The sequence below is a fragment of the Nocardia sp. CWNU-33 genome (assembly GCF_046764895.1).
In the GTDB taxonomy this organism is placed as follows: Bacteria; Actinomycetota; Actinomycetes; order Mycobacteriales; family Mycobacteriaceae; genus Nocardia.
On record NZ_JBKOQN010000045.1, the window covers coordinates 1 to 25,172 of the forward strand.

23 protein-coding genes and 2 tRNA genes are annotated in these 25,172 nt (G+C 65.7%); 8 read left to right on the forward strand and 17 right to left on the reverse strand.

The window, feature by feature from the left end:
- The 3 genes from ACLMAL_RS35125 to ACLMAL_RS35135 form a co-directional block, all read right to left on the reverse strand.
- On the reverse strand, positions 1 to 631 hold a 631-nt coding region (locus ACLMAL_RS35125; RefSeq protein ID WP_412003012.1), incomplete at its 3' end, for a DUF2637 domain-containing protein.
- A 2-nt stretch (positions 632 to 633) separates the two neighbouring features.
- Positions 634 to 900 (reverse strand): hypothetical protein, encoded by a 267-nt coding sequence (locus tag ACLMAL_RS35130; protein ID WP_412003013.1) that lies wholly within the window; start codon positions 898 to 900, stop codon positions 634 to 636.
- A gap of 14 nt (positions 901 to 914) precedes the next feature.
- Entirely contained in the window at positions 915 to 1,358 is a 444-nt protein-coding gene (locus ACLMAL_RS35135; protein WP_412003014.1) for a hypothetical protein, read from the reverse strand.
- A 198-nt stretch (positions 1,359 to 1,556) separates the two neighbouring features.
- Here ACLMAL_RS35135 and ACLMAL_RS35140 point away from each other — a divergent pair, with 198 nt between their 5' ends.
- The 3 genes from ACLMAL_RS35140 to ACLMAL_RS35150 all read left to right on the forward strand — a co-directional run bounded on the left by ACLMAL_RS35140 (position 1,557) and on the right by ACLMAL_RS35150 (position 5,121).
- Entirely contained in the window at positions 1,557 to 2,408 is an 852-nt protein-coding gene (locus ACLMAL_RS35140) for a GntR family transcriptional regulator (RefSeq protein WP_412003015.1), read from the forward strand.
- 47 nt (positions 2,409 to 2,455) lie between these two features.
- Entirely contained in the window at positions 2,456 to 2,929 is a 474-nt protein-coding gene (locus ACLMAL_RS35145; protein ID WP_412003016.1) for a kinase, read from the forward strand.
- 1,406 nt (positions 2,930 to 4,335) lie between these two features.
- Positions 4,336 to 5,121 carry an enoyl-CoA hydratase gene (locus ACLMAL_RS35150; RefSeq protein ID WP_412003017.1) on the forward strand — a complete coding sequence of 262 codons (786 nt, stop codon included), beginning with the start codon at positions 4,336 to 4,338 and terminating at the stop codon, positions 5,119 to 5,121.
- 53 nt (positions 5,122 to 5,174) lie between these two features.
- Here the strand turns inward: ACLMAL_RS35150 and ACLMAL_RS35155 are convergent, their stop codons facing one another.
- The 4 genes from ACLMAL_RS35155 to ACLMAL_RS35170 all read right to left on the reverse strand — a co-directional run bounded on the left by ACLMAL_RS35155 (position 5,175) and on the right by ACLMAL_RS35170 (position 10,002).
- Positions 5,175 to 5,429: a hypothetical protein gene (locus ACLMAL_RS35155; RefSeq protein WP_412003018.1), complete on the reverse strand. Its 255-nt coding sequence runs from the start codon at positions 5,427 to 5,429 to the stop codon at positions 5,175 to 5,177.
- Between the two features lie 233 nt (positions 5,430 to 5,662).
- On the reverse strand, positions 5,663 to 7,672 hold the full coding sequence (locus ACLMAL_RS35160; RefSeq protein WP_412003019.1) for a polyprenyl synthetase family protein: 2,010 nt from the start codon (positions 7,670 to 7,672) through the stop codon (positions 5,663 to 5,665).
- A gap of 594 nt (positions 7,673 to 8,266) precedes the next feature.
- Positions 8,267 to 9,334, reverse strand: coding sequence for an Hsp70 family protein (locus tag ACLMAL_RS35165; RefSeq protein ID WP_412003020.1), 1,068 nt, complete (start codon positions 9,332 to 9,334; stop codon positions 8,267 to 8,269).
- A 119-nt stretch (positions 9,335 to 9,453) separates the two neighbouring features.
- Positions 9,454 to 10,002: a MarR family winged helix-turn-helix transcriptional regulator gene (locus ACLMAL_RS35170; RefSeq protein ID WP_412003021.1), complete on the reverse strand. Its 549-nt coding sequence runs from the start codon at positions 10,000 to 10,002 to the stop codon at positions 9,454 to 9,456.
- A 144-nt stretch (positions 10,003 to 10,146) separates the two neighbouring features.
- On the opposite strand from ACLMAL_RS35170, the gene ACLMAL_RS35175 reads away from it, so the two are divergent.
- A tRNA-Cys gene (locus tag ACLMAL_RS35175) sits at positions 10,147 to 10,218 on the forward strand.
- 72 nt (positions 10,219 to 10,290) lie between these two features.
- On the opposite strand, the gene ACLMAL_RS35180 is transcribed toward ACLMAL_RS35175, so the two are convergent.
- The 6 genes from ACLMAL_RS35180 to ACLMAL_RS35205 all read right to left on the reverse strand — a co-directional run bounded on the left by ACLMAL_RS35180 (position 10,291) and on the right by ACLMAL_RS35205 (position 16,817).
- On the reverse strand, positions 10,291 to 11,349 hold the full coding sequence (locus ACLMAL_RS35180) for an ABC transporter ATP-binding protein (protein WP_412003022.1): 1,059 nt from the start codon (positions 11,347 to 11,349) through the stop codon (positions 10,291 to 10,293).
- Positions 11,346 to 12,899, reverse strand: a complete 1,554-nt coding sequence (locus ACLMAL_RS35185) for an ABC transporter permease (protein WP_412003023.1) — start codon at positions 12,897 to 12,899, stop codon at positions 11,346 to 11,348. Before ACLMAL_RS35185 ends, ACLMAL_RS35180 begins: the two co-directional genes overlap by 4 nt.
- Positions 12,900 to 12,901: 2 nt before the next feature.
- Entirely contained in the window at positions 12,902 to 13,924 is a 1,023-nt protein-coding gene (locus tag ACLMAL_RS35190; RefSeq protein WP_412003024.1) for an iron ABC transporter substrate-binding protein, read from the reverse strand.
- 205 nt (positions 13,925 to 14,129) lie between these two features.
- Positions 14,130 to 15,545, reverse strand: coding sequence for a phosphohydrolase (locus ACLMAL_RS35195; RefSeq protein ID WP_412003025.1), 1,416 nt, complete (start codon positions 15,543 to 15,545; stop codon positions 14,130 to 14,132).
- A gap of 16 nt (positions 15,546 to 15,561) precedes the next feature.
- Positions 15,562 to 16,197 carry a hypothetical protein gene (locus ACLMAL_RS35200; RefSeq protein WP_412003026.1) on the reverse strand — a complete coding sequence of 212 codons (636 nt, stop codon included), beginning with the start codon at positions 16,195 to 16,197 and terminating at the stop codon, positions 15,562 to 15,564.
- A 116-nt stretch (positions 16,198 to 16,313) separates the two neighbouring features.
- Positions 16,314 to 16,817 (reverse strand): MarR family winged helix-turn-helix transcriptional regulator, encoded by a 504-nt coding sequence (locus ACLMAL_RS35205; RefSeq protein WP_412003027.1) that lies wholly within the window; start codon positions 16,815 to 16,817, stop codon positions 16,314 to 16,316.
- 62 nt (positions 16,818 to 16,879) lie between these two features.
- Between ACLMAL_RS35205 and ACLMAL_RS35210 the strand changes: the two genes are divergently transcribed.
- Positions 16,880 to 18,097: an amidohydrolase family protein gene (locus ACLMAL_RS35210; RefSeq protein WP_412003028.1), complete on the forward strand. Its 1,218-nt coding sequence runs from the start codon at positions 16,880 to 16,882 to the stop codon at positions 18,095 to 18,097.
- Between the two features lie 155 nt (positions 18,098 to 18,252).
- Here the strand turns inward: ACLMAL_RS35210 and ACLMAL_RS35215 are convergent, their stop codons facing one another.
- From ACLMAL_RS35215 to ACLMAL_RS35230, 4 genes are all read right to left on the reverse strand, one after another.
- Positions 18,253 to 18,387, reverse strand: coding sequence for an MmpS family transport accessory protein (locus ACLMAL_RS35215; protein ID WP_412003029.1), 135 nt, complete (start codon positions 18,385 to 18,387; stop codon positions 18,253 to 18,255).
- Between the two features lie 115 nt (positions 18,388 to 18,502).
- Positions 18,503 to 18,575: transfer RNA gene (locus tag ACLMAL_RS35220), tRNA-Arg, on the reverse strand.
- 122 nt (positions 18,576 to 18,697) lie between these two features.
- Entirely contained in the window at positions 18,698 to 19,549 is an 852-nt protein-coding gene (locus ACLMAL_RS35225; RefSeq protein ID WP_412003030.1) for a DUF305 domain-containing protein, read from the reverse strand.
- Complete coding sequence (locus ACLMAL_RS35230) at positions 19,550 to 20,473, reverse strand: DUF3105 domain-containing protein (protein WP_412003031.1); 924 nt, start codon at positions 20,471 to 20,473, stop codon at positions 19,550 to 19,552.
- 91 nt (positions 20,474 to 20,564) lie between these two features.
- On the opposite strand from ACLMAL_RS35230, the gene argS reads away from it, so the two are divergent.
- The 3 genes from argS to ACLMAL_RS35245 all read left to right on the forward strand — a co-directional run bounded on the left by argS (position 20,565) and on the right by ACLMAL_RS35245 (position 25,111).
- The gene (gene argS / locus ACLMAL_RS35235; RefSeq protein WP_412003032.1) at positions 20,565 to 22,217 is read left to right on the forward strand and encodes an arginine--tRNA ligase; all 1,653 of its coding nucleotides are present in this window, start codon (positions 20,565 to 20,567) and stop codon (positions 22,215 to 22,217) included.
- A 46-nt stretch (positions 22,218 to 22,263) separates the two neighbouring features.
- Positions 22,264 to 23,679, forward strand: a complete 1,416-nt coding sequence (lysA, locus tag ACLMAL_RS35240; protein ID WP_412003033.1) for a diaminopimelate decarboxylase — start codon at positions 22,264 to 22,266, stop codon at positions 23,677 to 23,679.
- Positions 23,680 to 23,755: 76 nt separating this feature from the next.
- A complete protein-coding gene (locus ACLMAL_RS35245; protein WP_412003034.1) occupies positions 23,756 to 25,111 on the forward strand; it encodes a homoserine dehydrogenase in 1,356 nt (451 codons plus the stop codon).
- The last annotated feature ends 61 nt before the right edge of the window (positions 25,112 to 25,172 follow it).

Genomic DNA, 25,172 nt, shown 5'->3' on the forward strand with positions numbered 1-25,172 from the left:
GCCGGACTGGTATCGGACGCGGGGGTTGGAAAGGTTGAGTCACCGGCCGCGGTGGGGCGATGAGCCGGACAGGTGCCGGCGGAATCGGGGAACTCACCGGGACGGGTTCCGGGGCCAGGGGTTCGGCCACCGGAGGTTCCGGGGTCGATGGTTCGGGGGTTGAGGGTTCGGCGGGCGCGGAATCCGTCACGGGCTCAGCCGGTTCGGCCAGTTCGGTCGAGGCAGGTCGGCGGGTACGCAGCAGCACCGCCAGCCCGTGTGTGTCGATCAACAGAGCAGCCGGAGCGATCACCGCGAGCACAGCAGCACCGACACCATGACCGGACACCAGAGCGTGAGCGATGTTGCCGCCGATCGAGACCGCAGCCCCGGCGACCAGGACACATTCGAACCACTTACGGCCGTCGGTGTCGGCCAACGCCAACACAGCGATGGTGGCCTGAATGATGGTGCCGTCCACGATGACCGGGAACAGCCACGCCAGCCCTTCGGGCGTGTGCGCTTTCTTCGCGAGGTCCTCCAACGCCGCGAACGACAACACGAACGCGGCAACACCGATGACCACGACCACGAGAACGGCAGACCAGCGAGCCCACGCCATTCCTTTGGACTGCTGATCCGCCGCGCTCACGGTCACGCCGCCCGGGACTCGGCTGCGGACTTCTCGGCGGCAGCCTGTTCGGCGCGGGCGTGCTCAGCGGCATCGTGAGCCATGAGGATCTCGGGCAGCCGCTCGGCCAGAACCCGCACGTCCTCGATCGACAGGTTCAGCTTCGAGTTGCTGTACTGGCTGTCCAAACTCACCCACACCGATGCGGGCAGAGCACCGTATCGCTCGTGCACCTGCGCAGCGTCGTAACGGACCTCGATGTCACCGTCCGCGCGCGAATAAATCGACATGAACGACATGGCGATCACGCAGCCTTCGCGGCGGCAGGCTGGTTGACCTTCGCACCGGAGTTGTCGCCCTTGATGCCACCGGCATAGAAGTTGAAGCCCTGGTACTTGAACTCGCCCTGACCCATCACACGCGGCTCGGCTTGCAGGCCCTCCAGCTCGATCTGACGCATCCCCGGCAGCACCTCAGCAGTAGAGGGAACCGGCTGAACATTCGCCAGGAAGATCAGCTGGAAGCTGGCGCGCTTGGAGTTGGTCTCCGACGGATCGGTGACCGTGGCCTTCCACATCAGCAAGCCCGAACCCGTGCCGGTCTTCGGGTCGAAGTCGTAGCGCTGCTCAGGGGCAGCGTTGCGGTCCTGGTTGTACTTGGTCAGCGGCTCTATCTGGCCGACCAACACCAGACCCAGAGGGAAGGCTTCGGTGTGGGAGATGGGGAAGCGGTAGCCCTTGAGTGCCATTGAAATCAGCTCCTGTGTGTTGGTGGCGAACCCGAAGTGTTCGTTCGCGATACACCAACGGTATCAACTGATACCCGATGATCACAACTGTTTTCGTGAGGCAATTCACAGCAATGTCTAGAGTGGCCTTTTTCCCAGGTCAGAACGTCGGTGACAGCTGCTACCCTCGCGATAGCAACTGCTACCGAAGGAGTCTCTGTGCCTGCGAGCGATCCCAAATCCAGTGCGCCTGCTCGGATCGCGCAGGCCATCCGCAACGACATCGAGGCGGGGCGACTTCGGGACGGGCAGCGACTCCCATCGACTCGGGAGCTTGCAAAGGAATGGCAAGCGAGTCCGCGCACGATTACTGAAGCGATGGACCTCCTAGTCAAGGAGGGTTACATCGCGTCGCAAAACAGATCCGGACGCACGGTGACGACGCCGACCGCAGTCAGTCTCGCTTTGTCGGCTCCCCTTCGTCCGGTTCGCCCGCGGATCGTCTACGTCGGCGGCTATGCCGGATCTGGCAAAAGCGAGTTCGCTCGGACGCTGGCACGAGCGACGAACTGGGCCATCCTCGACAAGGACACGATCGCGCGGCCACTGATCGAACCTGCGCTCGAAGACCTCGGGCAGAGTGTTAATGACCGCGAGTCCGACATCTACCTCGAGCGGATTCGTCCGCGCGAATACGAGGCGCTCGAAGGCGCGGTGAACGACAACGTCGAGGTTGGGACATCCGTGATCGCAACAGCCCCGTACATCAGGGAATTTACCGATCGGGCGTGGCTCGACAGAGTGATTGCTCGCGGCGAGACATTTCGGGCAGACAGTACGTTTGTGTGGGTCCGTTGCTCGCTCGACACGATGCTGATGTACCTGCGAAGGCGCGGCGCTGGGCGCGATAACGCCAAGCTCGCCGACTGGGACCGCTACAGCGCCGGGCTGAATCTGGAGTTCCGGCCTGAGGTTGAGCACGTAGTGATCGACAACGATCCCGACAGCGCTCCTCTTCGCACCCAAGCTCAGCAGCTCATCGAGTCGTTCCGCCGGGATTCCAAGCAGTGAGAAAAGGGCTCATCCTGTATGGAGCGCCTGCTACAGGGAAAGACACCGTGACGGCCGCACTGTCACGAGTCGATGCGCGCTACCGCCTGTTCGAGCGGTTGAAGTCTGGTCCAGGTCGGACCGCCGGATACCGCATGACCGATGAGGCCGAGCTTGACCGTCTGATGCTGGCCGGCCAATTAGTCTGGGCCAACACACGATACGGCTCTCGGTATGCGATCGACCTTCCCGGACTGGCTGGCTTGATCGCATCCGGTCATATTCCTGTAGTTCACGCCGGACAGCCCGAAGTCATCGACGCTGTGCGGACCGCGACACCGAATGTCGAGTGGACTGTGGTTCAGCTTCGATGCGACGCCGACACCGCCAAGTCGCGCATCGTCGCCCGGAGAACTGGTGACGTTGCAGAACGATTGGCTGCACGTGAAGAAACTCCGACAATCCGCGCGGACCTCACGATCGACACAAGCTCTGTTGGGCCCGACGAGGCTGCCCAGCTGATCATCGTCGCCCCCAGGTAGCGACTGGATGGTGCCAAATCGACTTCTAGACCGTTCCCGAGGGGGCATTGTCAAGTAACATCGGTGGAGTCACGTGAGTGACGCCGAGCGGGCAGGACGCCGTTGCAACCGACGCCCCGCCCTGGTGGGTTTAGCTAGCCAACCAGACTCGGCGGACCAACATGAGCGCCCCGGCGATCACGGCAGCCCCTCCAAGGACAATGCCGTAGTCGACCGGGGCCTTTGTTTTGCTCCGGCGATGTTTCGCCATCTCCCACCACCTCCTTCCTCGGCGCGATGCGGCCTGGACCAGCTGCCACACCGCCCCTGAGCTGGAGGTGATCACAGCCTACTCGAGCAGTCGAGCGGAATCGCAAGAACGGCAACCGATTCCACGACGAGGCCGCGTGTCGGACGTCCCCAGTTGCAGAGCGCCCGTCACTTCACGGAGTTGTTGCTGAATTTCGCTATATAGAGTCAAGGGCGCCTTGGCGGCGCGCCGCGTGCGCGGCGCCGCCGCGCAACCGGCGTCCTCGTCGCAGGCTCCTCGGACACCGGCGCGTCGGCTCCACGCTCGCGACCTTCGAAGGCTGTGAGCACCTATATCGGCGACTGGGCATCAACCCCTCAGCCCGGGCGGTCATCGACGGCTACCGGCACGGCGACTCTCATACGGTGCTGCCGCACGAGCTTCGCTCGCTTGCCTCATAAGACCCAGCCTGCCGAACCCGCGTCGGCGGTCACTGAGCCGTCACCGGTCAGCCGAAAAGGCCGGCCTTTTGCTCGATCACCAAGCCGCTCACCAGGTGCGAGTGAATTGCTGAACGAATCGACGAGCACCGCCTCGACCACCAAATCGCGTACCACCTCAAGCACCGAAAGCACAGCGGAAATTGCTGAACGGCTGGTCAGGCCCCGAACACGACAAAGCCGCGGACCCGAGATGGATCACGCGGCAGTTCCCGGCTACCTCATACGCCGATTGTCTCGCTCCACTCAGCCGAGTCAAGGGAAAGAGCGCCCTTGACACGACCGAGCTCCACTGAGGGGCGCAAGTATGAGGAAGCAGGGAGGGGCGTAGGTTCCGCACAGCTGGTCTACCGCAGCTCTAGGACGAGCGTGAGATGGTGCCAGACATGCTAAAGCGGCGGATAGGCGATCTATCCGCAGAGGAAATACCGGGAACCAGACTGGAAGATTGACCGTCATTTTCCGCAGGATGCCCGGGGAATGCCAGGGAAGCCAGGGAATCTAGATCGGGCCGAAACATGTTGGTGTACATGATATCTGGGATATGGGGGGACATCGCGGGACGGTCGCCAAACCTTCCTGTTGTATCGTCACCGATATCCGTAACCGTTCCGACCAAGAGGGTGCCTAAAAAGATGGACGCATCGCGAAGCGATTCCGTGGGGGGTGGGGGTCGGGTGACGGGAGGGCCAGACTTCGAGACGATTCTGCTGGAGCGCAAGGGCCGGGTCGGCTGGATCACGCTGAACCGCCCGAAGGCGCTCAATGCGCTGAATGCGCAGGTCCTCGACGATGTCATCGCCGCGCTCGACGAACTGGAGCACGACGAGGCGATCGGCGCCATCGTCATCACCGGCTCGGAGCGTGCTTTCGCGGCGGGCGCCGACATCAAGGAGATGCAACCCAAGTCGTACATGGACATGTTCATGAACGACTATTTCGCGCGCTGGGATCGGCTTGCCGCCTTCCGTAAGCCCACCATCGCCGCGGTCGCGGGGTACGCACTCGGTGGTGGCTGTGAGCTGGCCATGATCTGCGACATCCTGCTCGCCGCCGACAACGCCAAGTTCGGCCAGCCGGAGATCAAACTCGGTGTCATCCCGGGCATCGGCGGCTCGCAACGCCTGACTCGCGCTGTCGGCAAGGCCAAGGCCATGGACCTGGTGCTCACGGGCCGCAATATGGACGCCGAGGAAGCCGAGCGTGCCGGCCTGGTTTCCCGCATCGTGCCTGCCGCTGATCTGCTCGACACCGCACTCGAGGTCGCCGAGACCATCGCCTCGATGTCGCTGCCGGTCACCATGATCGCCAAGGAAGCCGTCAACCGCTCCTTCGAAACCACCCTCGCCGAGGGCCTGCGCTTCGAACGCCGAGTCTTCCACTCGCTCTTCGCGATCGAGGACCAGAAGGAAGGCATGTCTGCCTTCGTCGAGAAGCGCCCCGCGAAATTCACCAACCGCTGACCACAGCCGATGAGGGAGGCCCGGCCGAGTACTTCGGCCGGGCCTTGTGGTTTTCAGGCCCCGCGGAAAGACCGCGACAGGTTGGCGTCGGCGACGGCTACCGGAGCTCGGCCGTCGACGGCGAGGCGGTAGAGCGCGGTTCGGTAGATACCGGAGACCGCGGTGACAACGGCGGCCGTCAGCAGCAGCCGGACGATGGCGACCTCAGAAGTGTAGTAGGTACTGCTGGATTTCGGTTTGGAGGTGATTGCATTGCGGCTCAGCCGTTCTGGTTGTTCCGACCACACCGGAGGGCGAGCCACGTTCACATGCGCCGGAATACTTTGCCGGTCGGCCGCTGGTGCCGCGCTGGTGGTGAACTGCCAGCCCCCACCGAATCAAGCCGCGGGATGCCGACGCGTTCGGGGTGGCTCGCGCCGCGTGTGATGGGCTCGGCTGCTTTCCATCTGCGCGCCCGCTCGTCGCTTCGACCCACGATGCGGATCCGCATCCCCGGACCTCGCATTCCCGGAAAGCAGGGTGCTTTGCCGGCTGCGGCGGCTTACGGCGCGATTGGAGCTGGTTCGGCGGCCGGGCGGTAGATCTCGCGGCGTAAGCGTTCCAAGTCCGGCGCTGTGGAATCCGAGGTTGGCTCGTACCTATCGTTCTCACGCGCTCGCAGTCCCGCGTTCGTCATGTTCTCGTACATATCCGCGTAGTCCTTCCACTTGCCCGACAGGCCGGGAAGCACGCGGATGAGCGCGGGGACGTAGCGGATCAGCGCTTCGAGCTGGGCGCGTTGCTCGGCTGCCTGGCGCTGTACCTGCTCGATGGCTTCGCTTCGGGTGCAGCCGGTCTCGTGACGGACCGCTCTGACCAGGTTGTAGGGGACGTGGTCTGCCTCGTCCTGGTCCAACCCCACCAGGTCGTTCTCCGCGAAGCCCACAAAGAACAGCAATTCCTCGAGACGGCGGAGCACGGGGTGGTTGCGCAGCTTCGAGGGCACTTCCCGGTCCTGGTGCACCTCCACGCAGGCGATGTAGGTATCGACCCCACTGATCGACCTCCGCAGCGGAAGGTAGTCGGCCGTGGACGGGATGTAGCCGTTGATGCGATGGTGCGCTTCGCGTTCGCAGGCTTCGAACCACTCCTCGATGTTGTCGAGGAACCGCTCCTGCCAGCGGGTGCTGCGGCCTTCGCGCAGGCGCGGCCACAAACTCGCCCACGCCGTCGGGATCGCGCCGGGCCGCCACGGTTTCTCCGGGTCCTGGCGAAGCATGGCCACCATGCCACGCCGCAGGGCGGTGACGGCTTCCGGGTCGCTCAACTGTGGATCCTCGAACAGGTCGTCACATACAAGGGCCAGCGTGAACATGCCGGCGACGGTCTGTTCACGGGCCGGGTCCGCTGCTGGGGCAAAGCTTTGTGCCGGGATCCGGATCGCTCCTGTCCACCGGTGGTAGTCGGCCTCGGCCGCAGTGAGGGCAAGGCCAGTGTCCATCAGCCAGCTCCTCAACCATTCCGCGGCGTGCGCCGTGAGCACATCACTGCGGGTCCGGGGTGGCTGTGTTGCCTGCGGGGGGACCGTGGGACCAGGAGTTCGGCGGTCGAGTATGGACCGGGTGTAGTCGGTCATCGCGTGGCGGGCCTTCGGTGCAACGGGCAGGGCGGCGAGCTGACCGGCGGCCTGGTTGATGAATTCTTCGGCTCTCGTCCGTGCTTCGTCCACAGCGCCGGAGGCGATGACCAGCTCGCGGGCATGTGCGACTTGCTCACCCGTCATCGCTCTGCGCAACAGGCGAGCAAGGCTTTGGTCGCGGGCCGCGGCGCGGATCACCGGCAGGGTGTAGACGCCCTCGGGCAGGTCCGCGTTGACCGGCTTGCCCATCTCTTCGGCGGTCGAGGTCAGATCGAGGATGTCGTCATACAGCTGATAGGCCAGCCCGAACTGTCGACCGAACCCGGCCAACGACTCTTCTTCAGCCTCGGAGCAGCCAGCCTGCATCGCGCCTACTTGGCATGCCAGCGACAGCACCGCGGCCGTTTTGCCGTCGATCGCGTCCAGGTAGGACTGCTCGCTGCGCGAGGCCACGTAGAGGTCGGCGGCCTCGATCACCATGCCAGCGACCATCTGCGCACCCGCGCTCGCACCCGCGAGCCCTTCGCGCTGGCCGAGTTCGATCAGCATGCGCATGCCCTCGGTCGTTACGGCGTCTCCACCCAGTACGGCCATGTGCGATCCCCACACCGCGTTGGCGTTGGGGCGACCGCGACGCTGGTAGGCGTGATCGATGACGTCGTCGTGGTAGAGCGAACCCAGATGCAGCAACTCCACCCCAGCAGCGGCGCGCACCACCCGATCGTCGGCCGGCTTCTCAGGATCGGTGAGCAGGTAGTACGACAGCAACGTCAAAGTGGGACGGACCAGGCGGCGCGAGGTGTCGGGCCCTTCGTCTGTGAGTGCGGCCAGTTCGGGCCTGCCCGGCAACTGCACGGGGCCGAGAACGTCACGGACGCGGTCCAGGTCCGCATCCAGATGTGGGAAGACAGCCGAATCGATTTCACGTGGCACGGGGGCACTCCTGACTGGTTACATCGGTCGTCTGCAACACCGTCGATCAATGGCAATTTGACACCAACATCACGCGGAAGATGTTGGTATCGGCCAATTTTGATGCCACCCGTACCCGAGTGATGCCGGTTGGTGAGTGCTGTTGGGGGAGAGCACCCCCGATCGACGTTGCCGGAGACAACGATCAGCCAGGGAGAACTCGACCCAGCACCAGGAAGCCCGTCACAGTCACTGGCAATCCGCCCGAACCCCCCGCAACCGAGACATCCCACTCCCCGAAATCCGCCACTTCAAATGAGAAGTAGCGACCGACGACGACCGGATCGCAAATGGCGAACCGCAGGTTAAACAACACGGCCCCGACAGATCAGACGAGAAGTGACACTCAGAATGGCGTACGCCATCCCTGTCGACACTGGAAACAGCGTCAACTCCTTGTGCGACTTCAACACGGTGGCAGAGGTCTTGACCATCTGCCGAGAATGCGCGAATCCCACCCACGACCCCCTCGGCTTCGGGTGCTGACGTGCTTATCGTAGCGAGGGTTCCCGTGCGGTGCCGTGCCCGACTTCAGCCGTGCGGCGCGGCAGGCGCTCAGCCGAAAGGCGTTACGGGGATACCGGCTACCTCCACCGAAGTCGGCGCGATCCCCCCACCTGGGGACTGCGCCGGATTCTTGTCCATAGCAAGCAATCCGGCGATGGTTGCGCCGAGTGCCGCGGTGACCGCTACGGCGGCGATGAGTTTTCTTCGGCCGACGGTGCGCGAGGTGAGGGTGGGCAAGGTTGCGCCGGTGCGGATTCGGGCCATGCGGACGTCGCCGGTGGGGCGTTCGGCGGCGAGCAGGACGGCGCCGCGGGCGGAGACGTATTCGGGTTCGGAGTCGTAGATGATCGGCAGGTCGGTCATTTCGCCGAGCGCCTCGCGGATGCTCGGGTTGCGGGTGCAGCCGCCGAGCAGGACCATCGCCTCGGGCTGCACGCCGGTTTCGTCGATGAGCTGACGGACGAACGACGCCGAATGATGGATGCTCGCCGCGCACAGTTGGGCGAGGTCGCTGCGGGTGACAACGGCTCGGCCGCCGGTGGTGGGGTCCATCGCTGTCACCACCCTGGCGCTGCTCAGGGCTTCGCGGTGTCTGCGGCTTGTCAGTTTGTCGGTGAGCACACTGCCCCTGGCCAGTTGCCAGCGCAGCAGTGCGTCGTAGCCGTCGCCGCCGAGCACGGTGCTGCGTTTGCTGGACAGGATGGTTTCGGTCCGGCAGTCGGCGTGCGTGATGGTCAGGCCGGAGCTGCCGAGGTCGTAGAGGATCACCGAGCCGGTGTCGGGGAGCAGGCCGGTGAAGCGTAGATACCGCAGCTGGGCGAGTGGTTCGTCGACGATGGTGAGCCGGCTGCGGCCCGCCACGGCCCGGATGGACTCAATGTGCAGTGGGCAGCGGCAGGTTACCGCGGTTCCGGTGATCAGCTCGTCGCGGCGCTCGGCAGATCCGCGCATCTGACGAATCGCCTCGAAAACGGGCTCGTCGACGCCGCCGCCCGCGCGTCGCGGCACCTGGCAGCGATCGATCGGGGGGAGGTGCGGCTGATCGGAATGTGTCAGCATCGCGCGCGCGCCTCCAGTACCCGCCGATACCCCCAAGACCAGCACCATGGACTCCATGGTGAACCTTTTCCGCGCCGCTGCCAAGACGACAGGGCTGGGAATTCGCTAGTTGGATGCCGGACCGTTACAGGGCGGTCGTTCAGTTCGGGTAGTACCAACCAGTTCTCGTGCGAAAGTCAGCGATCGGTCGCAGTCCAACGAGCCGGTTCGCCTTCGGTGTCGAAGTCGCCTGCGGCATGCCGGAATTCTGCGAGCAACTGCAATAACGTGTGCAGCCGATCCGGCTCCAGCCCGGGTACCGCGAACACCTTCGCATTGAGCTCCTCGGTCGCTTCGGCGACCAATTCCCTACCGGCATCGGTGATTTCGATCAATGTTGCCCGCCGATCGCTGGGATGCGGCACCCGCTCGACGAGCCGCGCGGCTTCTAGTCGGTCGACGGTATTCGTCACGCTTGTCGGGTGCACTTGAAGTCGGGCGCTCGCCTTGGTCATCGGCAGCGCGCCGGTCTTGCTGAAGTTCAACAGCATCAGAAGTTCGTAGCGCGAGAAGGTCAGACCGGTCGGTTTCAGAGCCTCGTCGACTCGGGCCATGACGATTTGCTGGGCTCGCACCAGAGAGGTCACGGCGGCCATTCCGTCGGCGACATCACCCCAGCCGTGGTCGACCCACTGGCGATGGGCCTCCTCGATCGGGTCCAGTGGGAGAGGGCGTGGCCGAGACATGACCTCGATCATTCCATGCGCACGGCCACCATTCCGTCATCCCGCCACATCCGCCCCGGCTCGGCGAACGCGCGAACCCACTTCGAATCAGAGTGAGCGCAAGGGTGGGCGCGCTCGGCTCGAAACGGCACTATTCAATGCGAGGCGGGCGTGGCTGAGTGGTTGAGGCAACGGTCTGCAAAGCCGTCTACGCGGGTTCAATTCCCGCCGCTCGCTCTATGCGGTCAGGTGTGCCGCCTGGGTGCTCGGCTCGGTGAACACCATCACCGAGCCGAGCAACCTGCTGGTTCAGGATTCGTGTACTGCTTCGTAGGCGACTGCGGCGCCGAGCACGTCCAGACGCACGCGCTGGCCGGTGATCGGGGCCGCGGCGCTGGCGCGGCGCACGCGCACCGGGTCGGTGTTGCCGTTCAAGGCGATGGTCAGCATGACATCGGCGCCGCGGAATTCCACCTCGTGCACCACGCCGCTGCACTGTTCGGCATCCGAAACCACATCGGCCACCAGCTGTTCCGGGCGGATCATGATGGTCACCGGGCCAGAAGGCGCCGACTTCTGCACCGGGATTCGCCCGAGTGCGCACTTGGCGACATCCGCGTCGACGATCGCGTCGAGCAGTACGCAGTCACCGAGAAAGCGGGCGGTGAACAGATCGGTGGGCGCGGCGTAGACCTGTTCGGGCGCACCGACCTGGGTGAACCGGCCCTTCCGCATGACCGCGACCTGCTCGGCGAAGCAGAGCGCCTCTTCCTGGTCGTGGGTGACCAGGATGCTCGTCATGCCTGCCGCGCGCAGCGTCTCGGCCACGGCCTGCCTGGTGGTGGTGCGCAGGCCCGCATCCAAGGCGCTGAACGGTTCGTCGAGCAGCATCACGTCGGGTTTGCGTGCCAGTGCGCGGGCCAGCGCGACGCGCTGCTGCTGCCCGCCGGAGAGCTGGTGCGGGCGCCGGTCGGCATAGGAGGGGTCCAGCGACACCATCTCCAGCAGTTCGCCGACCCGGTGCTTGCCGCTGCGCATTCCGCAGAATCCGCTGCGCAGACCGTAGGCGATGTTCTGGCCGACGGTCAGATGCGGGAACAACGCGCCATCCTGCGCGACGTAGCCGATGTTGCGCCGCTGCGGCGGCACCGAGAATCTATCCCGGACAACGGTTTCCGTGCCAATGGACACCGATCCGGCATCCGGCGACTCGAAGCCTGCGATCACCCGGAGCAGGGTCGTCTTGCCGCAGCCGGACGAGCCGACCACCGCGGTGGAACTCCCATCGGGAACCTCCAGGGTGATCCCACCGAGAACCTGGGTGTGCCCGAACGTCTTCGCGACGTCGGCCACGACAAGTCGGCTCATGCTCCCGCCGCCTTCCTGGATTGGGTGAACAGCAGATACGTCACCGGCACCGCTGCGACGATCATGATCAGCGCGTAGGGTGCCGCGGCCGCGTAGTCCAATTCGCCCGACAGTGACCAGAAGCGCATGGCCAGCGTGCGAGTTCCGCTGGGTGCCAAGAGCAATGTCGCGGTGAGTTCGGTCGCGACGGCAACGAAGACCAGCGCGCCCGCGGACGCCGCGGCGGGTGCGGTGAGCCGCAACGTCACTCGCAGGAAGGTGGCCACACCGGACTGCCCGAGCGAGCGCGACACTTCCTCCAACCCGATCGGCACCTGCGCCAGCCCGGCTCGCACGCTGACCAGCGCCCGAGGCAGGAACATCAGCACATATGCGGCCACCACCATGATCACCGTCTGGTAGAGCGGCGGCGCCCACCGGATGGTGACCGTCACCATCGCCAGGGCGATCACGATGCCGGGCAACGAGCTGGTGATGTAGTTTGCGCCCTCCACAATTCGGGCGAACGTCGAGGTGGAGCGCACCGCGATCCAGGCCACCGGGAACGCGCAGAGAGTGGTGATCAGGGCGGCCATGGCGGCCAGCGCTATGGTCTGCCCGAGCGCTTGGCCGATCTCGCCGAGATCCCACACCTTCGCACCACCCGACCGCAGCCAGCGCACGATCGTCCACAGCGGCACCCCGAGCGCGCCGGCGGTCACCGCTGTCAGTGCGGCGAGCACCGGAATTGTGCCGAGGCCGAGTCGAACCCGCGTCGCGTCGCGCGGCGCGCCGCTGCCGATCCGCGCGTAGCGCGCACTACCGCGGGCCGCCGCCTCGCCGGCGAGCAACACCAGGCAGCACAGCACGAGCACACCGGCAAGCATGCTGCCTGCGGGACCGGCGAAACTGGATTGATACTGCTCGAAAATTGCGGTGGTGAAGGTGTCGAATCTGACCATCACGAACGCGCCGTATTCGGCGAGCAGGTGTAGCGAAATCAGCAGCCCGCCACCGAGAATCGCCAACCGCAATTGTGGAAGCACAATGCGCAGGAAAACCGCCACCGGTCCGGAACCCAGGGCACGCGCGGATTCCTCCACCGAGGGATCGAGGCGACGCAGTGTCGCCGCCGCGGGCAGGTAGACCAGCGGAAAGTAGGACATGGTCGAGATGACGACACCGGCCGACAGCCCGTGCATCGTCGGGAAAGCACTCACCCAGCCGTAGCTGTTCACGAAGGCGGGCACGGCGAGCGGAGCTGCGAATATCGGACCCCACCAGGCCGCGCCGGGAACCGCCGTGCGCTCGATGACCCAGGCGAGTCCGACCCCGAGCACCACGCAGATCGGCACGGTGAGCACCACCAGTCCGGCCGTATTGCGCAGCAGTTCACCGACTCTGGGCCGGAACACCAGATCTGCAGCCTGATCGAGACCGGTGGAGAAGATCGTGGACACGATGTAGCCCAGCGGTACGAACGTCGCCGCGACAAGCAGCAGGGCGACGGTCGTGACGAGAGGCCCGGGTCGACCGACCCGAGAGGAAACGACGGCGGTCCGAACGGCCACGGTTAGAGCAGACCTGCCTCGGTCATCAGCGCGGTCACCTTTTTGGCGTCGAGCTTGCTGGGATCGACGGACGGCGCCTGCAGATCGGCGAGCGGCGGCAACGCCGGGTTGGCCGCGACGGCACTGGCCACCGGGTACTCCATGGAGTTGCCGTCGCGCAGGATCTCCTGCCCGGCCTCGGAGGTGATGAACGCCAAAAACTTCTGCGCCGATTCCTGCTTCTTGCTCGACTTCAGCACGCCGCCGCCGGACACGCTGACGAAGGCGCCGGGGTCCTGGTTCTTGAAGTAGTGCAGCGTGGTGTTGGCGCTGCTCTCCTTGGTGTTGGCCTGGTCGCGGTACCAGTAGTAGTGGTAGATCACGCCGCCGTCGGGCCGGCCGGAATTGACGGCCTTCATGGTGGCGACGTTGTTCGGGAATGCGGTGGCGTTCTCTTTCATGCCCTTCAGCCAGGCGCGTGTGGTGTCCTCGCCCTTCAGCGCGAGCAGGCCGGCAACGATGGCCTGGAAGTCGGCGCCGGAGACACCAGCGCCCCAGCGGCCCTTCCACTGCGGCTGCGCGAGGTCCAGCAGCGACGCGGGCAGCTGATCGGCGGCAATCTTGTTCTTGTTGTAGACGAAAACCGTTGAGCGGGCGGCGATTCCGGTCCACTTACCGGTGGAGGGGCGGAACTGCGCAGGCACCTGATCGAGAGTCTGCTTGTCGACGTCGGCGAACAGGCCCGCGTTCTCGACCAGCGCCATGGCGGGGGAGTTCTCGGTCAGGAAGACATCGGCGGGGGAGGCGGCGCCTTCGGCGACGAGCTGGTTGCCCAGCGCCGTGTCGCCACCTTGACGCAAGGTGACCTTGATGCCGGTCTGCTTGGTGAACGCATCCACCCACTCTTTGGTGAGCGATTCGTGCTGTGCGTTGTAGACCGTGATTTCGTTGGTGTCATCCGAGGAATTGGAGCAGGCTGTCATGCCTAGTGCCGCGACCGCGACCGCGACCGTCGCGGATACCGATTTCCATCTGACCGACACCATTATCTGTCCTTCCGACGCGTACTAGGCCCGCCTACCTATGATGAGGCTTACCTAAGCAACATACCGCGTTCGACGTGCGCGGATCGTATCGGTCCTGCTGCGGCTTCACCGTGCGACGGCCGCCGGTGACTGCCTGCAGGTCGGGCGAACAACACCGCCTACGACGGCTTGCAGGTCACTCGAGCAACGCCCTTATTCCGGGCTGTTATCCGAGTCCCGAGAAATCACGCAGCACAACGTGATTGCGATCGGCACACGTGCCGAGCGTGTAATCCGGCAGCAGGCCGAAGTATTCGGCTCTGGTCGTCGCGCTCCATTGCTTGGCCGCGGGTGTGCGGGTTTTGTAGAAATTCACCAGGTACCCGCCCTCGTAGAGTCGCAGCAGGCTGTAGCCGCCCGGATATTCCTTCACCGCGGCCACTTCCAGGAATTCGACCACGCACGTCGCATCCGGGCGGGTGCGTCTGTTGCAGTGAGTGTGGCCGCTGTGCTGCAGAAACACGCCGGGAGCCCGCTCGTAGAGCGACTGCAGTTCGGCGCTGTCGGGGCGGTTCAGCACGAAACCGGGTCCTGCGGTGTTGGTGAGTCCGGACTCGATGGTCACCGGATGGTGGCCGAACACCAGCGTCGGACGGTCCGGGTCGGCGCGCAGCAGCCCGGCAAGGTGCTCGAATTGCGGGCGTTCGATGCTGCCGCCTGCGCCGTCGAGCTCGCTGGTGTCCAGGCCGATCACCCGCAGCCCGCCGACCTCGTGCTCGATCAGCTGCTGGCGTGGGGTGAATTCGTCGCCCCAGCAGTCGTGATGGTCGGCGGCCGCGGGTGTGCAGGATTGATAGTCCGCGCCGAGATGAGGCCGGTCGTGGTTGCCGCGCGCGACGAGGTAGTCACGCCCCAGCGTGCCCCACCGATCCAGGCGGGCACGTACGGCGCGGGACTCCACAGCCGTCGCCTCGCTGGTGAGGTCGCCCGCGATGATCAGCCGGTCGGCGTCGCGGTCAGGACGGCGCAAGTCGTCGAGCAATGCCGCGAGCATCACCTCCGGATACGGCGGCAGGTCGGGCTCCTGCCGGAATCCGGGCGGCAGGTCGCCGATGACGAGACCGCTGACCTGCTCGCCGTAGTGCACGTCGTTGGCCAGCGCGAGGGTGTGCAGCGGGCGGCCCGGTGGCGGCACCAATGTGGTGAATTCGCTGGTGGATTCGGGACTGCCGGGGGTCAGTGTGGTCAACGAGAGTGCGGGGCTCGCGTGCACGCCGTTCGACACCGCCTCGAATCGATAGCGTCGACCAGGTTCGAGGTCGTTGATTTCCGCGTAGTGGAACGGGGTGGCGTCGGCGTCGGCGTAGACCGGTGTCACGGCGCGTGGTGAGTCGGCGGGGCCGAGGCGGACTTCGGTGTCGGAGTCCGCAGGCACCAGCCGTCCCGAGGGATCCGGCGTCACCGTGGTCCACGTCAGGATTACCGATCGATCGGTGATCGTGACTACTTCCAGGTCGGTGGCGACCAGCAAATTCGGCTGTGCCCGAGCCGAACTCGACCGGATCGTGCCTGTGATGGGCAGTAGCGTGGCGAGGCCGATGGCGGCGAGCAGGTTTCGGCGCGAGGGGCCGCGGCAACTCATAAACGACTGTGCGCGTTCAGTTCTTGCCCGTTTCCGCCGAACAGACCCGCCACTTCCCGTTTTCCTTCCGTAAATGTTCGTTGGTGCTGTCATCGGTGTTGGGTGTCTCGCCGGGGAGCGTGAGCGTGAGGTGTCCGACGATGTGCGCGGTCGCCGTGTCTCCGGTGACCACAATGTCCTCGATTCTATTGATGGTCACCGACACCTGGGCCGCATCGAAGGCCTGCTTCTGCTCCTGGCTCAGCGAGTCGAAATCGGCCCGATCCGACGCGCACGCCTTCGCGGCAGCCGCTCGGAAGCCGTCTTTGCCGAGGGCGTCATAGAACTCGTGGATAGCCGCCTCGATCTTCTTCTCGTCGGAGGCGAGCGGTGTCTTGCCCTGCACCGTCAGCACCACACCCGCGGCAATCCCGCCTGCGATGATCAACACCAGCACCAGCAAGCCTATGAACAGCCCCGTCCGCTTCTTCTTCGGCGGTGGTGGGTACCCCTGCGGCGGATATCCGGGCGGCGGGTAGCCCATGCCGCCCTGCGGCGGGTACCCGTAGGGCTGCGGCGGCGGGTACGGCCCCTGTTGTGGATACCCGTGCTGACCTGGCTGTTCCGGGTACTGCGATCCGTACGGGGGCTGCCCGCTCGGCGGATATGTCATCGTCCCATCCCTCCGCTCACCCCCGGTTTGCCACGAAGATTACGGCACTGTGTGGGCTGGCGAACGGAACCGGGACAACGCTGGCGATGAACCGCCCGAGGGCGGGCCGGTGCTGGTCAGCGGGAGCGTCGTCGGCCGACAATTGCGTTGATGTCGCGTAGCGCGTCGGCGGCTCGGCGTACCACGTCGTCGGGTACGCCGGCCATCACCTGCTGGTGCACGCGGCCCGCGGTCGCCACCGCGGCCTCGGCGACGCGCAGGCCCTCGGGCGTCAGCTGGACCCATCGGCTGCGTCCATCACCCGGGTTGTCGGCGCGTTCGATGCGGCCTGCGGAGGTGAGGCGGTGCAACACGTTGCTGGTGCCGCCCGAGGTCAGAAAGAGTGCGCGACTGAGCTCGCTCGGCTTGAGTCGATGTGGGGCGCCCGCGCGCAATAGTGCTGCCAGCACATCGAATTCGGCATAGGTGAGCTCGAATTCGGCAATCTCCGTCCGGATCGCCTGCTGCATCACCCCGTCGAGTCGCGCGATCCGCTTGCTCAGTTCCAGCGTCGCGATCAACGAGTCGGACAGGCCGTTGGCCTGCCATCCCGGCACCAGTTCGTCGACGTCATCCTGCACAGCGGGGAGTCTACTGGCTTTCACTATTGCTTTCTGAAAAGCTTTTAATCTAGCCTTGGGGCATGGGTTCGACACTTCTTCTTCGCGGCGGCATCGTGCTGGACACCGAGCCGCAGTCGCGGGTCACCGAGCACGCCGACGTCTTGATCGAGAACGGTCGAATCGCCGCTCTCGGAACGGGATTGAGCGCACCCGAGGTGCTCGACGTCAGTGGTCACATCGTGATGCCGGGATTCGTCGACACTCATCGGCACACCTGGCAGGCCGCCATCGGCGCGACCATGGCCGACGCCACCCTCGGCGACTATCTCGCGCGTGTCCTCGGTGGTTACGCACCACGCTATCGACCTGCCGACGTTCGCATCGGCAACCTCGCAGGAGCATTGGACGCGCTGGGTTCCGGTACGACGACGCTGCTCGACTGGTCCCAGCTCAATGCCACTCCGGACCACACCGACGCCGCGATCCAGGGACTCTGCGAGTCGGGCATCCGTGGCGTATTCGCCTATGGCGGTGCGGCTCCCGCGTCGGTCACGCCTCGGCTGACGTTCGCCTACGCCGCGATGGGGCCCGAAATCGCCGGAGCGGACGAGGGGGTTCGAGAGTGGCGCGAAGCCAGAGAGCTCGGACTACCGATCACCGTGCACATGGGCGGCAATGGAAGAGAAAGCGCGGCAATGGGATTGGCCGTGCTGGCGGCGAACGACCTGCTCGGGCCGCAAACCACCTATATCCACCCCAACTATTTCTCCGACGACGAACTGCGGCGGATAGCCGACACCGGCGGCACTGCGTCGATCGCACCGATCAGCGAGGCCGGCCTGCACATCGGCTACCCCGCAACCGGTCGCCTGCGCGCGGCCGGTATTCCAACCTCGCTCAGCACCGACTCCGTCACCAGCGGCCCCGGCGACATGTTCAGCGTGATGCGGTCCGCCTACTTACTCGAAAGAGCCCGTCCAGGACTGGAATTCACCACTCGCGATGTGCTGCGCATGGCCACCCTCGAAGGCGCGCAGGTACTCGGCCTCGGCGATGTCACGGGCTCGCTGCGCCCAGGCAAACAAGCAGACCTCCTCGTGCTGCGCACCGACAGCCTCGGCATGAGCGCCCTACTCGACCCGATCGCCGCAGTTGTCCTTGCTGCCGGACCTGCCGATATCGACACTGTGTTGGTCGGCGGCGAGATCGTCAAACGCGGTGGGCGACTTGTCCGTCACCGAATCGATGCGGTGCGGGCCGAGCTATTGGCGTCGGCCCGCCACGTGGCGATGGTTTGAATTTCCTACTGACCGAGTCGGCCGTTGTCGGGGACCGTGCACGCGACCTGATCATGGGCGTGAAGGCCATACACGCGAGCGCGGACTGACCCGAGTACGCGAGAGCCCGATCCGGAAGGGGACCGGATCGGGCTCTCGAGCTGGAGGTTACGCGCTCAGATGGTGCTGCCCGAGCAGACCACCGCGGCGTCCTTGCTGGTAGCGGTTTTCTCGTCGGTCACCTTGCCATCGACGATGACCCGGCACGTTTCGGATGTTCCGTTGGTCTGCGCGCGGAGGCCGACAATCACCGTCCCCAAGTTGTGAGTTCGGAATCGGTCGATTGGCTACAGGTTCGGCTACAGTGCGTGACCAAAGAAAATGGCCCCGATCCAGCTGCGCGCTGGTCAGGGCCATTTTCGTATGTGCCCTCGGCAGGAATCGAACCTGCGGCCTTCTGCTCCGGAGGCAGACGCTCTATCCCCTGAGCTACGAGGGCGGGATAGATCTCGGTCGAACGCCGGGTGGGGCGGCCGATCGGGCGGGGCAAGCGTATCGCATCGGCAGCCGTCCGCCAAAAAGTGCGCCGGGTCGGGCGGTTTCGCGGGTTCGACCCGGGGCTCAGGTCACCGGTAGGGGTGTTGCGCCTCGGGTGGTGAGCATGGTGGTCATCAGCTGGGCTTCGCCGCGCTGGGTTGTCTCCATGGTGCTCGCCAAGCTGCGCACGGCGGTGGTTTCGGCGTGCTCGGCCGCGGATCGGATCATCGACATGCCGCCCTGATGGTGGCGCAGCATCAGCTGCAGGAACATCGTGTCCAGGGACGGGCCGGTGGCCTGGCGCAGCGCTGTCATCTCCGCGTTGGTCGCCATGCCGGGCATGGTCGGCATCGGGCCGGACATCGGGTGGCCCGCCGTGCTGCCCGCGCCGGCGTGGTCGTGGCCGCCGCCCGCGGGTTCGGTCATCCAGCCCATGTAGCCGTCGACGTCTTGCATCGGCTTGCCCCACAGCTGCAGCCAGCCCTGCATCCTGCCGAGTTGGGCCTGCTGAGTGGTCAGGATGTCGTAGGCGAGCCTGCGTACGTCGTTGTCGGTGGAGCCGATGAGCGCGACGCCCGCCATGTCGACTGCCTGGGCATGGTGGGCGGACATGTCCTGGCTGAAACCGGTATCCACGGCGTTCGGGTCGGGTTCGGCATTGCGGTCCAACGGAATCCGAGCGAGGGCGCCGACGGCGAAACCGATCAGCAGGATGCCGATCGCACCGATGACCAGCAGCGCGGTGCGCTGACGGCGGAACTGTGCGCCGAAACCGGTACCGTCGTCATCTCCGGATGCGGCGGTCGGGTCCTGTTCGGTCGACTTGGCACCGGCGTCATTGCCGGGGCCAGCGGCCAGGTCCTGTTCGATCGGACCGCCACCGGTGTCACTGCCGGAAGTAGCGCTCGAGTCCGGCTTGTTTCCTGTGTCGGCCATCTACTGGCCCGTCGTCGGTTGACCGGGGGCGGGTTGCGTCGGGATCTGCGCACCAGGAAGGCCGGGAGCACCGGGCAGACCAGGAACACCGGGCACGCCCGGGATGCCGCCGGGCAGGCCCGGCATGCCGCCGCTGAGCTCGGTCTGATCGGGTTCGAGGCCCTTGCCGTCCATCGGCACCGCATTCGGTCCGGGCGGGCTCGGGTCGAACGGCAGCGGGTTGTTCGTGTCGAACGACGGGTTGGAGCAGCTCGCGCCCACCTCGGGGTAGGCGTAAGGGTTGCCACGCAACGCCGTGAGGAACTGGTTGACCCGCTTGTCGTCGGGGCTGTCCACCGTCAGCCGATGGCCCCAGGACTGCAGCGACACCGCCGATGTCAGGCCGGGGTACGGCGACATCAGGGTTTGCTGTTTGCCCTCGACCTTCTTCTTCAGAGTTTCGACTCCCGCGGCGTCCACCTTGTCCGGGTTATAGGTGATCCATACCGCGCCGTGCTCGAGCGAATGCACCGCGTTCTCCGCCCGGATCGGCTTGCTGTACACCACGCCGGTGCAGTTCGCCCAGGCCTGATCGTGCGGGCCGCCGAACGGTGGGCTCTGGTCATAGGCCACCCGCTGGGCGCCGGATACGTGCAGACCGGCCGGGTACTCCTGCTTGGTCACGCCCGAGATCTGATCGGAAGGGTCTTTGCGCTGGGCGCTCGGCGTGTATTTCTCGAGGTCGGCCTTGTCCTGGTACTTCGGGACCAGGCTGTAGGCGAGGACACCGACCAATGCGATGATGACCGCGGCAGCGCCGATGGCCAGCCACGGAATCTGGCGCTTCTTGCCGAGCGGGCTCTTGCCACCGCCCCTTTTGCGCGAAGACGACGACTTCCCGGCGGCCCGTACGGCCTTGGCCGATTTGGCACTTGTGCTCGGCATTGCTCGTTGTGCTCTTTCGACGTGATGGATCCGCTGGCAGTGCGGTGCCCACTCGAGGTGCACACCCGCCCAGACCATAGGATAGAGACTCGTGACTCCAGCTGACCTTGCAGATCTCCTTCGCGCAACTGCGGCGAAGGTGCTTGTCGAACGTGGACTGGACCCTGCGGTCCTGCCCGACGCGGTCAGTGTGGAGCGCCCCCGTAATCCGGAACACGGTGACTATGCCACGAATGTGGCGATGCAGGTCGGCAAGCGGGCCGGAACCAATCCACGCGAATTGGCAGCCTGGCTGGCCGCCGCGCTCGCCGCGACCGACGGCATCGACTCCGCCGATGTGGCGGGTCCCGGCTTCCTGAACATCCGGCTCGCCGCGTCCGCACAGGGCGCGATCGTCGCGCAGGTGCTCGCGGCAGGTGCTGGGTACGGCACGTCGGAAGCGTTGACCGGAACTCGCATCAACCTGGAGTTCGTGTCGGCCAATCCGACCGGCCCCGTGCACCTCGGAGGTACCCGCTGGGCCTCGGTCGGTGACGCGCTCGGCCGGATCCTGGCCGCGCAGGGCGCCGACGTGACCCGTGAGTACTACTTCAACGATCACGGCGCGCAGATCGACCGCTTCGCCAAGTCGCTGGTCGCTGCCGCATCCGGCGCGCCGACACCGGAGAACGGGTACGCGGGCGCCTACATCACCGAGATCGCCGACAAGATCGTCGCCGGGCATCCCGATGCGCTGACACTGCCGGAGGCCGAGCGGCTCGAGCTGTTCCGTGGCGAGGGTGTCGAGCTGATGTTCGCCCAGATCAGGGCATCGCTGCACGAGTTCGGCACCGACTTCGACGTCTACTTCAACGAGAGCTCGCTGTTCGAGTCCGGCGCGGTGGAGCAAGCCGTCACCACACTCAAGGACTCCGGCGATCTGTACCAGAAGGACGGCGCGTGGTGGATCGCCAGCTCGGATTACGGTGACGACCAGGATCGTGTGGTCATCAAGAGCGACGGCAACGCGGCCTACATCGCGGGCGACATCGCCTACTTCCAGAACAAGCGGGCCCGCGGCTTCGACCTGTGCATTTACATGCTCGGCGCCGACCATCACGGCTACATCGGCCGGTTGAAGGCCGCCGCCGCCGCGTTCGGCGACGACCCGGCCACGGTCGAGGTGCTGATCGGGCAGATGGTGAATCTGGTCAAAGACGGCGTCGCGGTGAAGATGAGCAAGCGCGCGGGCACTGTTGTCACCCTCGACGACCTCGTCGAGGCGATCGGTGTCGATGCCTCCCGCTACGCCCTGGTGCGCAGCTCGGTGAACTCCAGCATCGATATCGACCTGAACCAGTGGACCAGCGCGAACAACGAAAACCCCGTCTACTACGTGCAATACGCGCACGCCAGGCTGTCGTCGTTGGCGCGAAACGCGGTGGATCTCGGGGTGAGCGCCGCGAACCCGGACCTCGGGTTGCTCGCCACCGAGCACGAAGGCGAACTCATCCGCACCATCGGCGAGTACCCGCGGGTGGTTGCCAGTGCCGCGAGTCTGCGTGAACCGCACCGGGTCGCCCGCTATCTGGAGGAGCTCGCAGGCGCGTACCACCGGTTCTACGGCGCCTGCCAGGTGCTGCCCAAGGGCGACGAGCAGCCGACGTCGCTGCATACTGCACGGCTCGCGCTGTGCGAGGCCGCCCGTCAGGTGCTCGCCAACGGCCTCGGGCTGCTCGGCGTCAGTGCACCGGAGCGCATGTGAACGGGCTATCGGGCTTCGAGACGAGCAGAATGAGGATGGTAGTTCAGTGAGCGCGCATCCAGCCGGACCCCGGCACGCCGAGATTCCGCACGCCCCCAGCCTGGCCGAGCGCCCGCGTGACCCGAAGCAGATGATCGATCTGCCCGTAAATGTGTGGCCGCGCAACGCTTCTCGCGATGGTGATGGTGTCGTGCAGCTGGCCGGTGTGCCGGTGCACGAGCTGGCCACACAGTTCGGCACCCCACTGTTCGTGGTGGACGAGGACGACTTCCGTTCCCGCTGCCGCGATATGGTGCGCGCGTTCGGCTCGAATGCGCGAGTCCACTACGCATCCAAGGCATTCCTGTGTGGCGAGATCGCCCGCTGGATCCGCGACGAAGGGCTCTCGCTGGACGTGTGCTCCGGTGGCGAGCTGGCCGTCGCGCTGCACGCGGGCTTCCCGGCCCAGCGAATCGCGTTGCACGGCAACAACAAGTCGGTTCCTGAGCTGGAGGCAGCGGTCGCGGCGGGCGTCGGGCACGTGGTGGTCGACTCGCTGATCGAGATCGATCGCCTCGAGGTGGTCGCGGGCCGCGCGGGCGTGGTGCAGGATGTGCTCGTTCGTGTCACCGTCGGTGTGGAAGCCCATACGCACGAATACATTTCGACCGCGCACGAGGATCAGAAGTTCGGCTTCTCCATCGCGGGCGGCGACGCCATGGAGGCGCTGGCCCGCGTCTTCGAGGCCGACAACCTGCGTCTGGTCGGGCTGCACTCGCACATCGGGTCGCAGATCTTCGAGCTCGACGGCTTCGAGATCGCCGCGCGCCGGATGCTCGGACTACTGCGCGCCGCCGTCGACAAGTTCGGTATCGAGCGCACCGCCCAGATCGCCACCCTGGATCTCGGTGGCGGCCTTGGTATTTCGTACCTGCCGAACGACGACCCGCCGCCGCTGGACGAGTTCGCGACGAGCCTGCGCAAGCTGGTCGGCGAGGAAGCGGACCGAGCCGGACTGCCGGAGCCGACCATCGCGGTGGAACCGGGTCGCGCCATCGCGGGACCGGGCACTGTGACGTTGTACGAGGTCGGCACAATCAAGGACGTCTCGCTCGACGGCGGACTTACCCGCCGCTATGTCAGCGTCGACGGCGGCATGAGCGACAACATCCGCCCCGCGCTGTATCAGGCGGACTACGATTGCCGGCTGGTCTCACGCTCTTCGGACGCCGACCCGGTGGTTGCGCGCGTGGTCGGAAAGCATTGCGAGAGTGGCGATATCATTATCCGGGACACCTGGATGCCCGCCGACGTCGGCCCCGGCGATCTGGTCGCAGTGGCGGCCACCGGTGCGTATTGCTACTCGATGTCGAGTCGATACAACCAGCTGACACGTCCCGCGGTCGTCGCAGTGCGCGACGGAGTTCCGCGACTCATTCTGCGCCGGGAAACGGTGTCGGACCTGCTCAGCCTGGAGGTGTAATGAGCAACACCGACGCAGCCTCGCTCATCGGAGCCGATCGAGTGCGGGTATCCCGCACTAACACAGAGGTGGAATCATGACCAATGCCGCGAAGCATGGAACCTGGGGAACCGATCGTCCGATCGGGGTCGCGGTCCTCGGGATGGGCAATGTCGGCACCGAGGTGGTGCGCATTCTGCGCGACCACGCCGATGACCTGCGCTCGCGCGTCGGCGCACCGGTCGTGCTCCGCGGTGTCGCGGTGCGCAACCTCGACACCGACCGCGGTCTGCCCGCCGAACTGCTGACCGCCGACCCGGACGCGCTCGTCGCCCGCGACGATGTCGACCTGGTTGTCGAGGTCATCGGCGGCATCGATCCGCCGCGCAGACTGATCCTGGCCGCGCTGAATGCGGGCAAATCCGTGGTGACCGCCAACAAGGCGCTGCTCGCCGACTACACCGGTGAGCTCGCCGCGGCCGCCGAGCGCAGCCGCGCCGACCTGTACTTCGAGGCCGCCGTCGCCGGCGCCATCCCGGTGGTGCGCCCGCTCATCCAGTCGCTGGCCGGTGATCGGGTCAACAAGGTCGTCGGCATCGTCAACGGCACCACCAACTTCATCCTCTCCGCGATGGACGAGACCGGCGCCGACTACTCGGACACGCTCGCCGAGGCCACTCGCCTCGGGTACGCCGAGGCCGACCCGACCGCCGACGTCGAGGGCTACGACGCTGCCGCGAAGGCCGCGATCCTGGCCTCACTGGCCTTCCACACCCGGGTCACCGCTGCCGACGTGTACCGCGAGGGCATCTCGAAGATCTCCGCGGAGGACCTGGAGACCGCTTCCGAGCTGAACTGCACCGTCAAGCTGCTCGCCATCTGCGAGCGCGTCGACTCGGGCCCCGGCGAGCCCGGCCCGGAAGAAGGCGGCAAGGAGCGCGTCTCGGTGCGCGTCTACCCGGCCCTTATCCCGCGCAAGCACCCGCTGGCCGCGGTCAGCGGTGCGTTCAACGCGGTGGTCGTCGAGGCGGAGAACGCGGGACGGCTGATGTTCTACGGTCAGGGCGCGGGCGGCGCTCCGACGGCGTCTGCGGTGCTCGGTGATCTGGTGATGGCCGCGCGCAACAAGTTCTACGGTGGCCGTGCTCCCGGCGAATCGGTTTATGCTGAGCTACCGATTGCGCCGATCGGCGATACGCCGACCCGTTACCACGTGAACCTGCAGGTCGAAGACCGTCCTGGGGTTCTGGCCAAGGTTGCGGGCGAGTTCGCCGTGCACGGGGTGAGCATCTCGACCGTCCGCCAGGAAGGGCACGGCAACGGTGCACGCCTTGTTGTCGTGACCCACCACGCGGTGGAGTCGGCGCTCGCGGACACCGTGGTCGCTCTCGCGGAGATGGAGTCCGTCACGTCCGTGACCAGTGTTCTGAGATTGGAAGGCACCGAAGAATGAGGACGAATGTGCGGACAGTCGCCGACATTCGAGGCGATATGTCCACAGGTTTCCGGTGCGC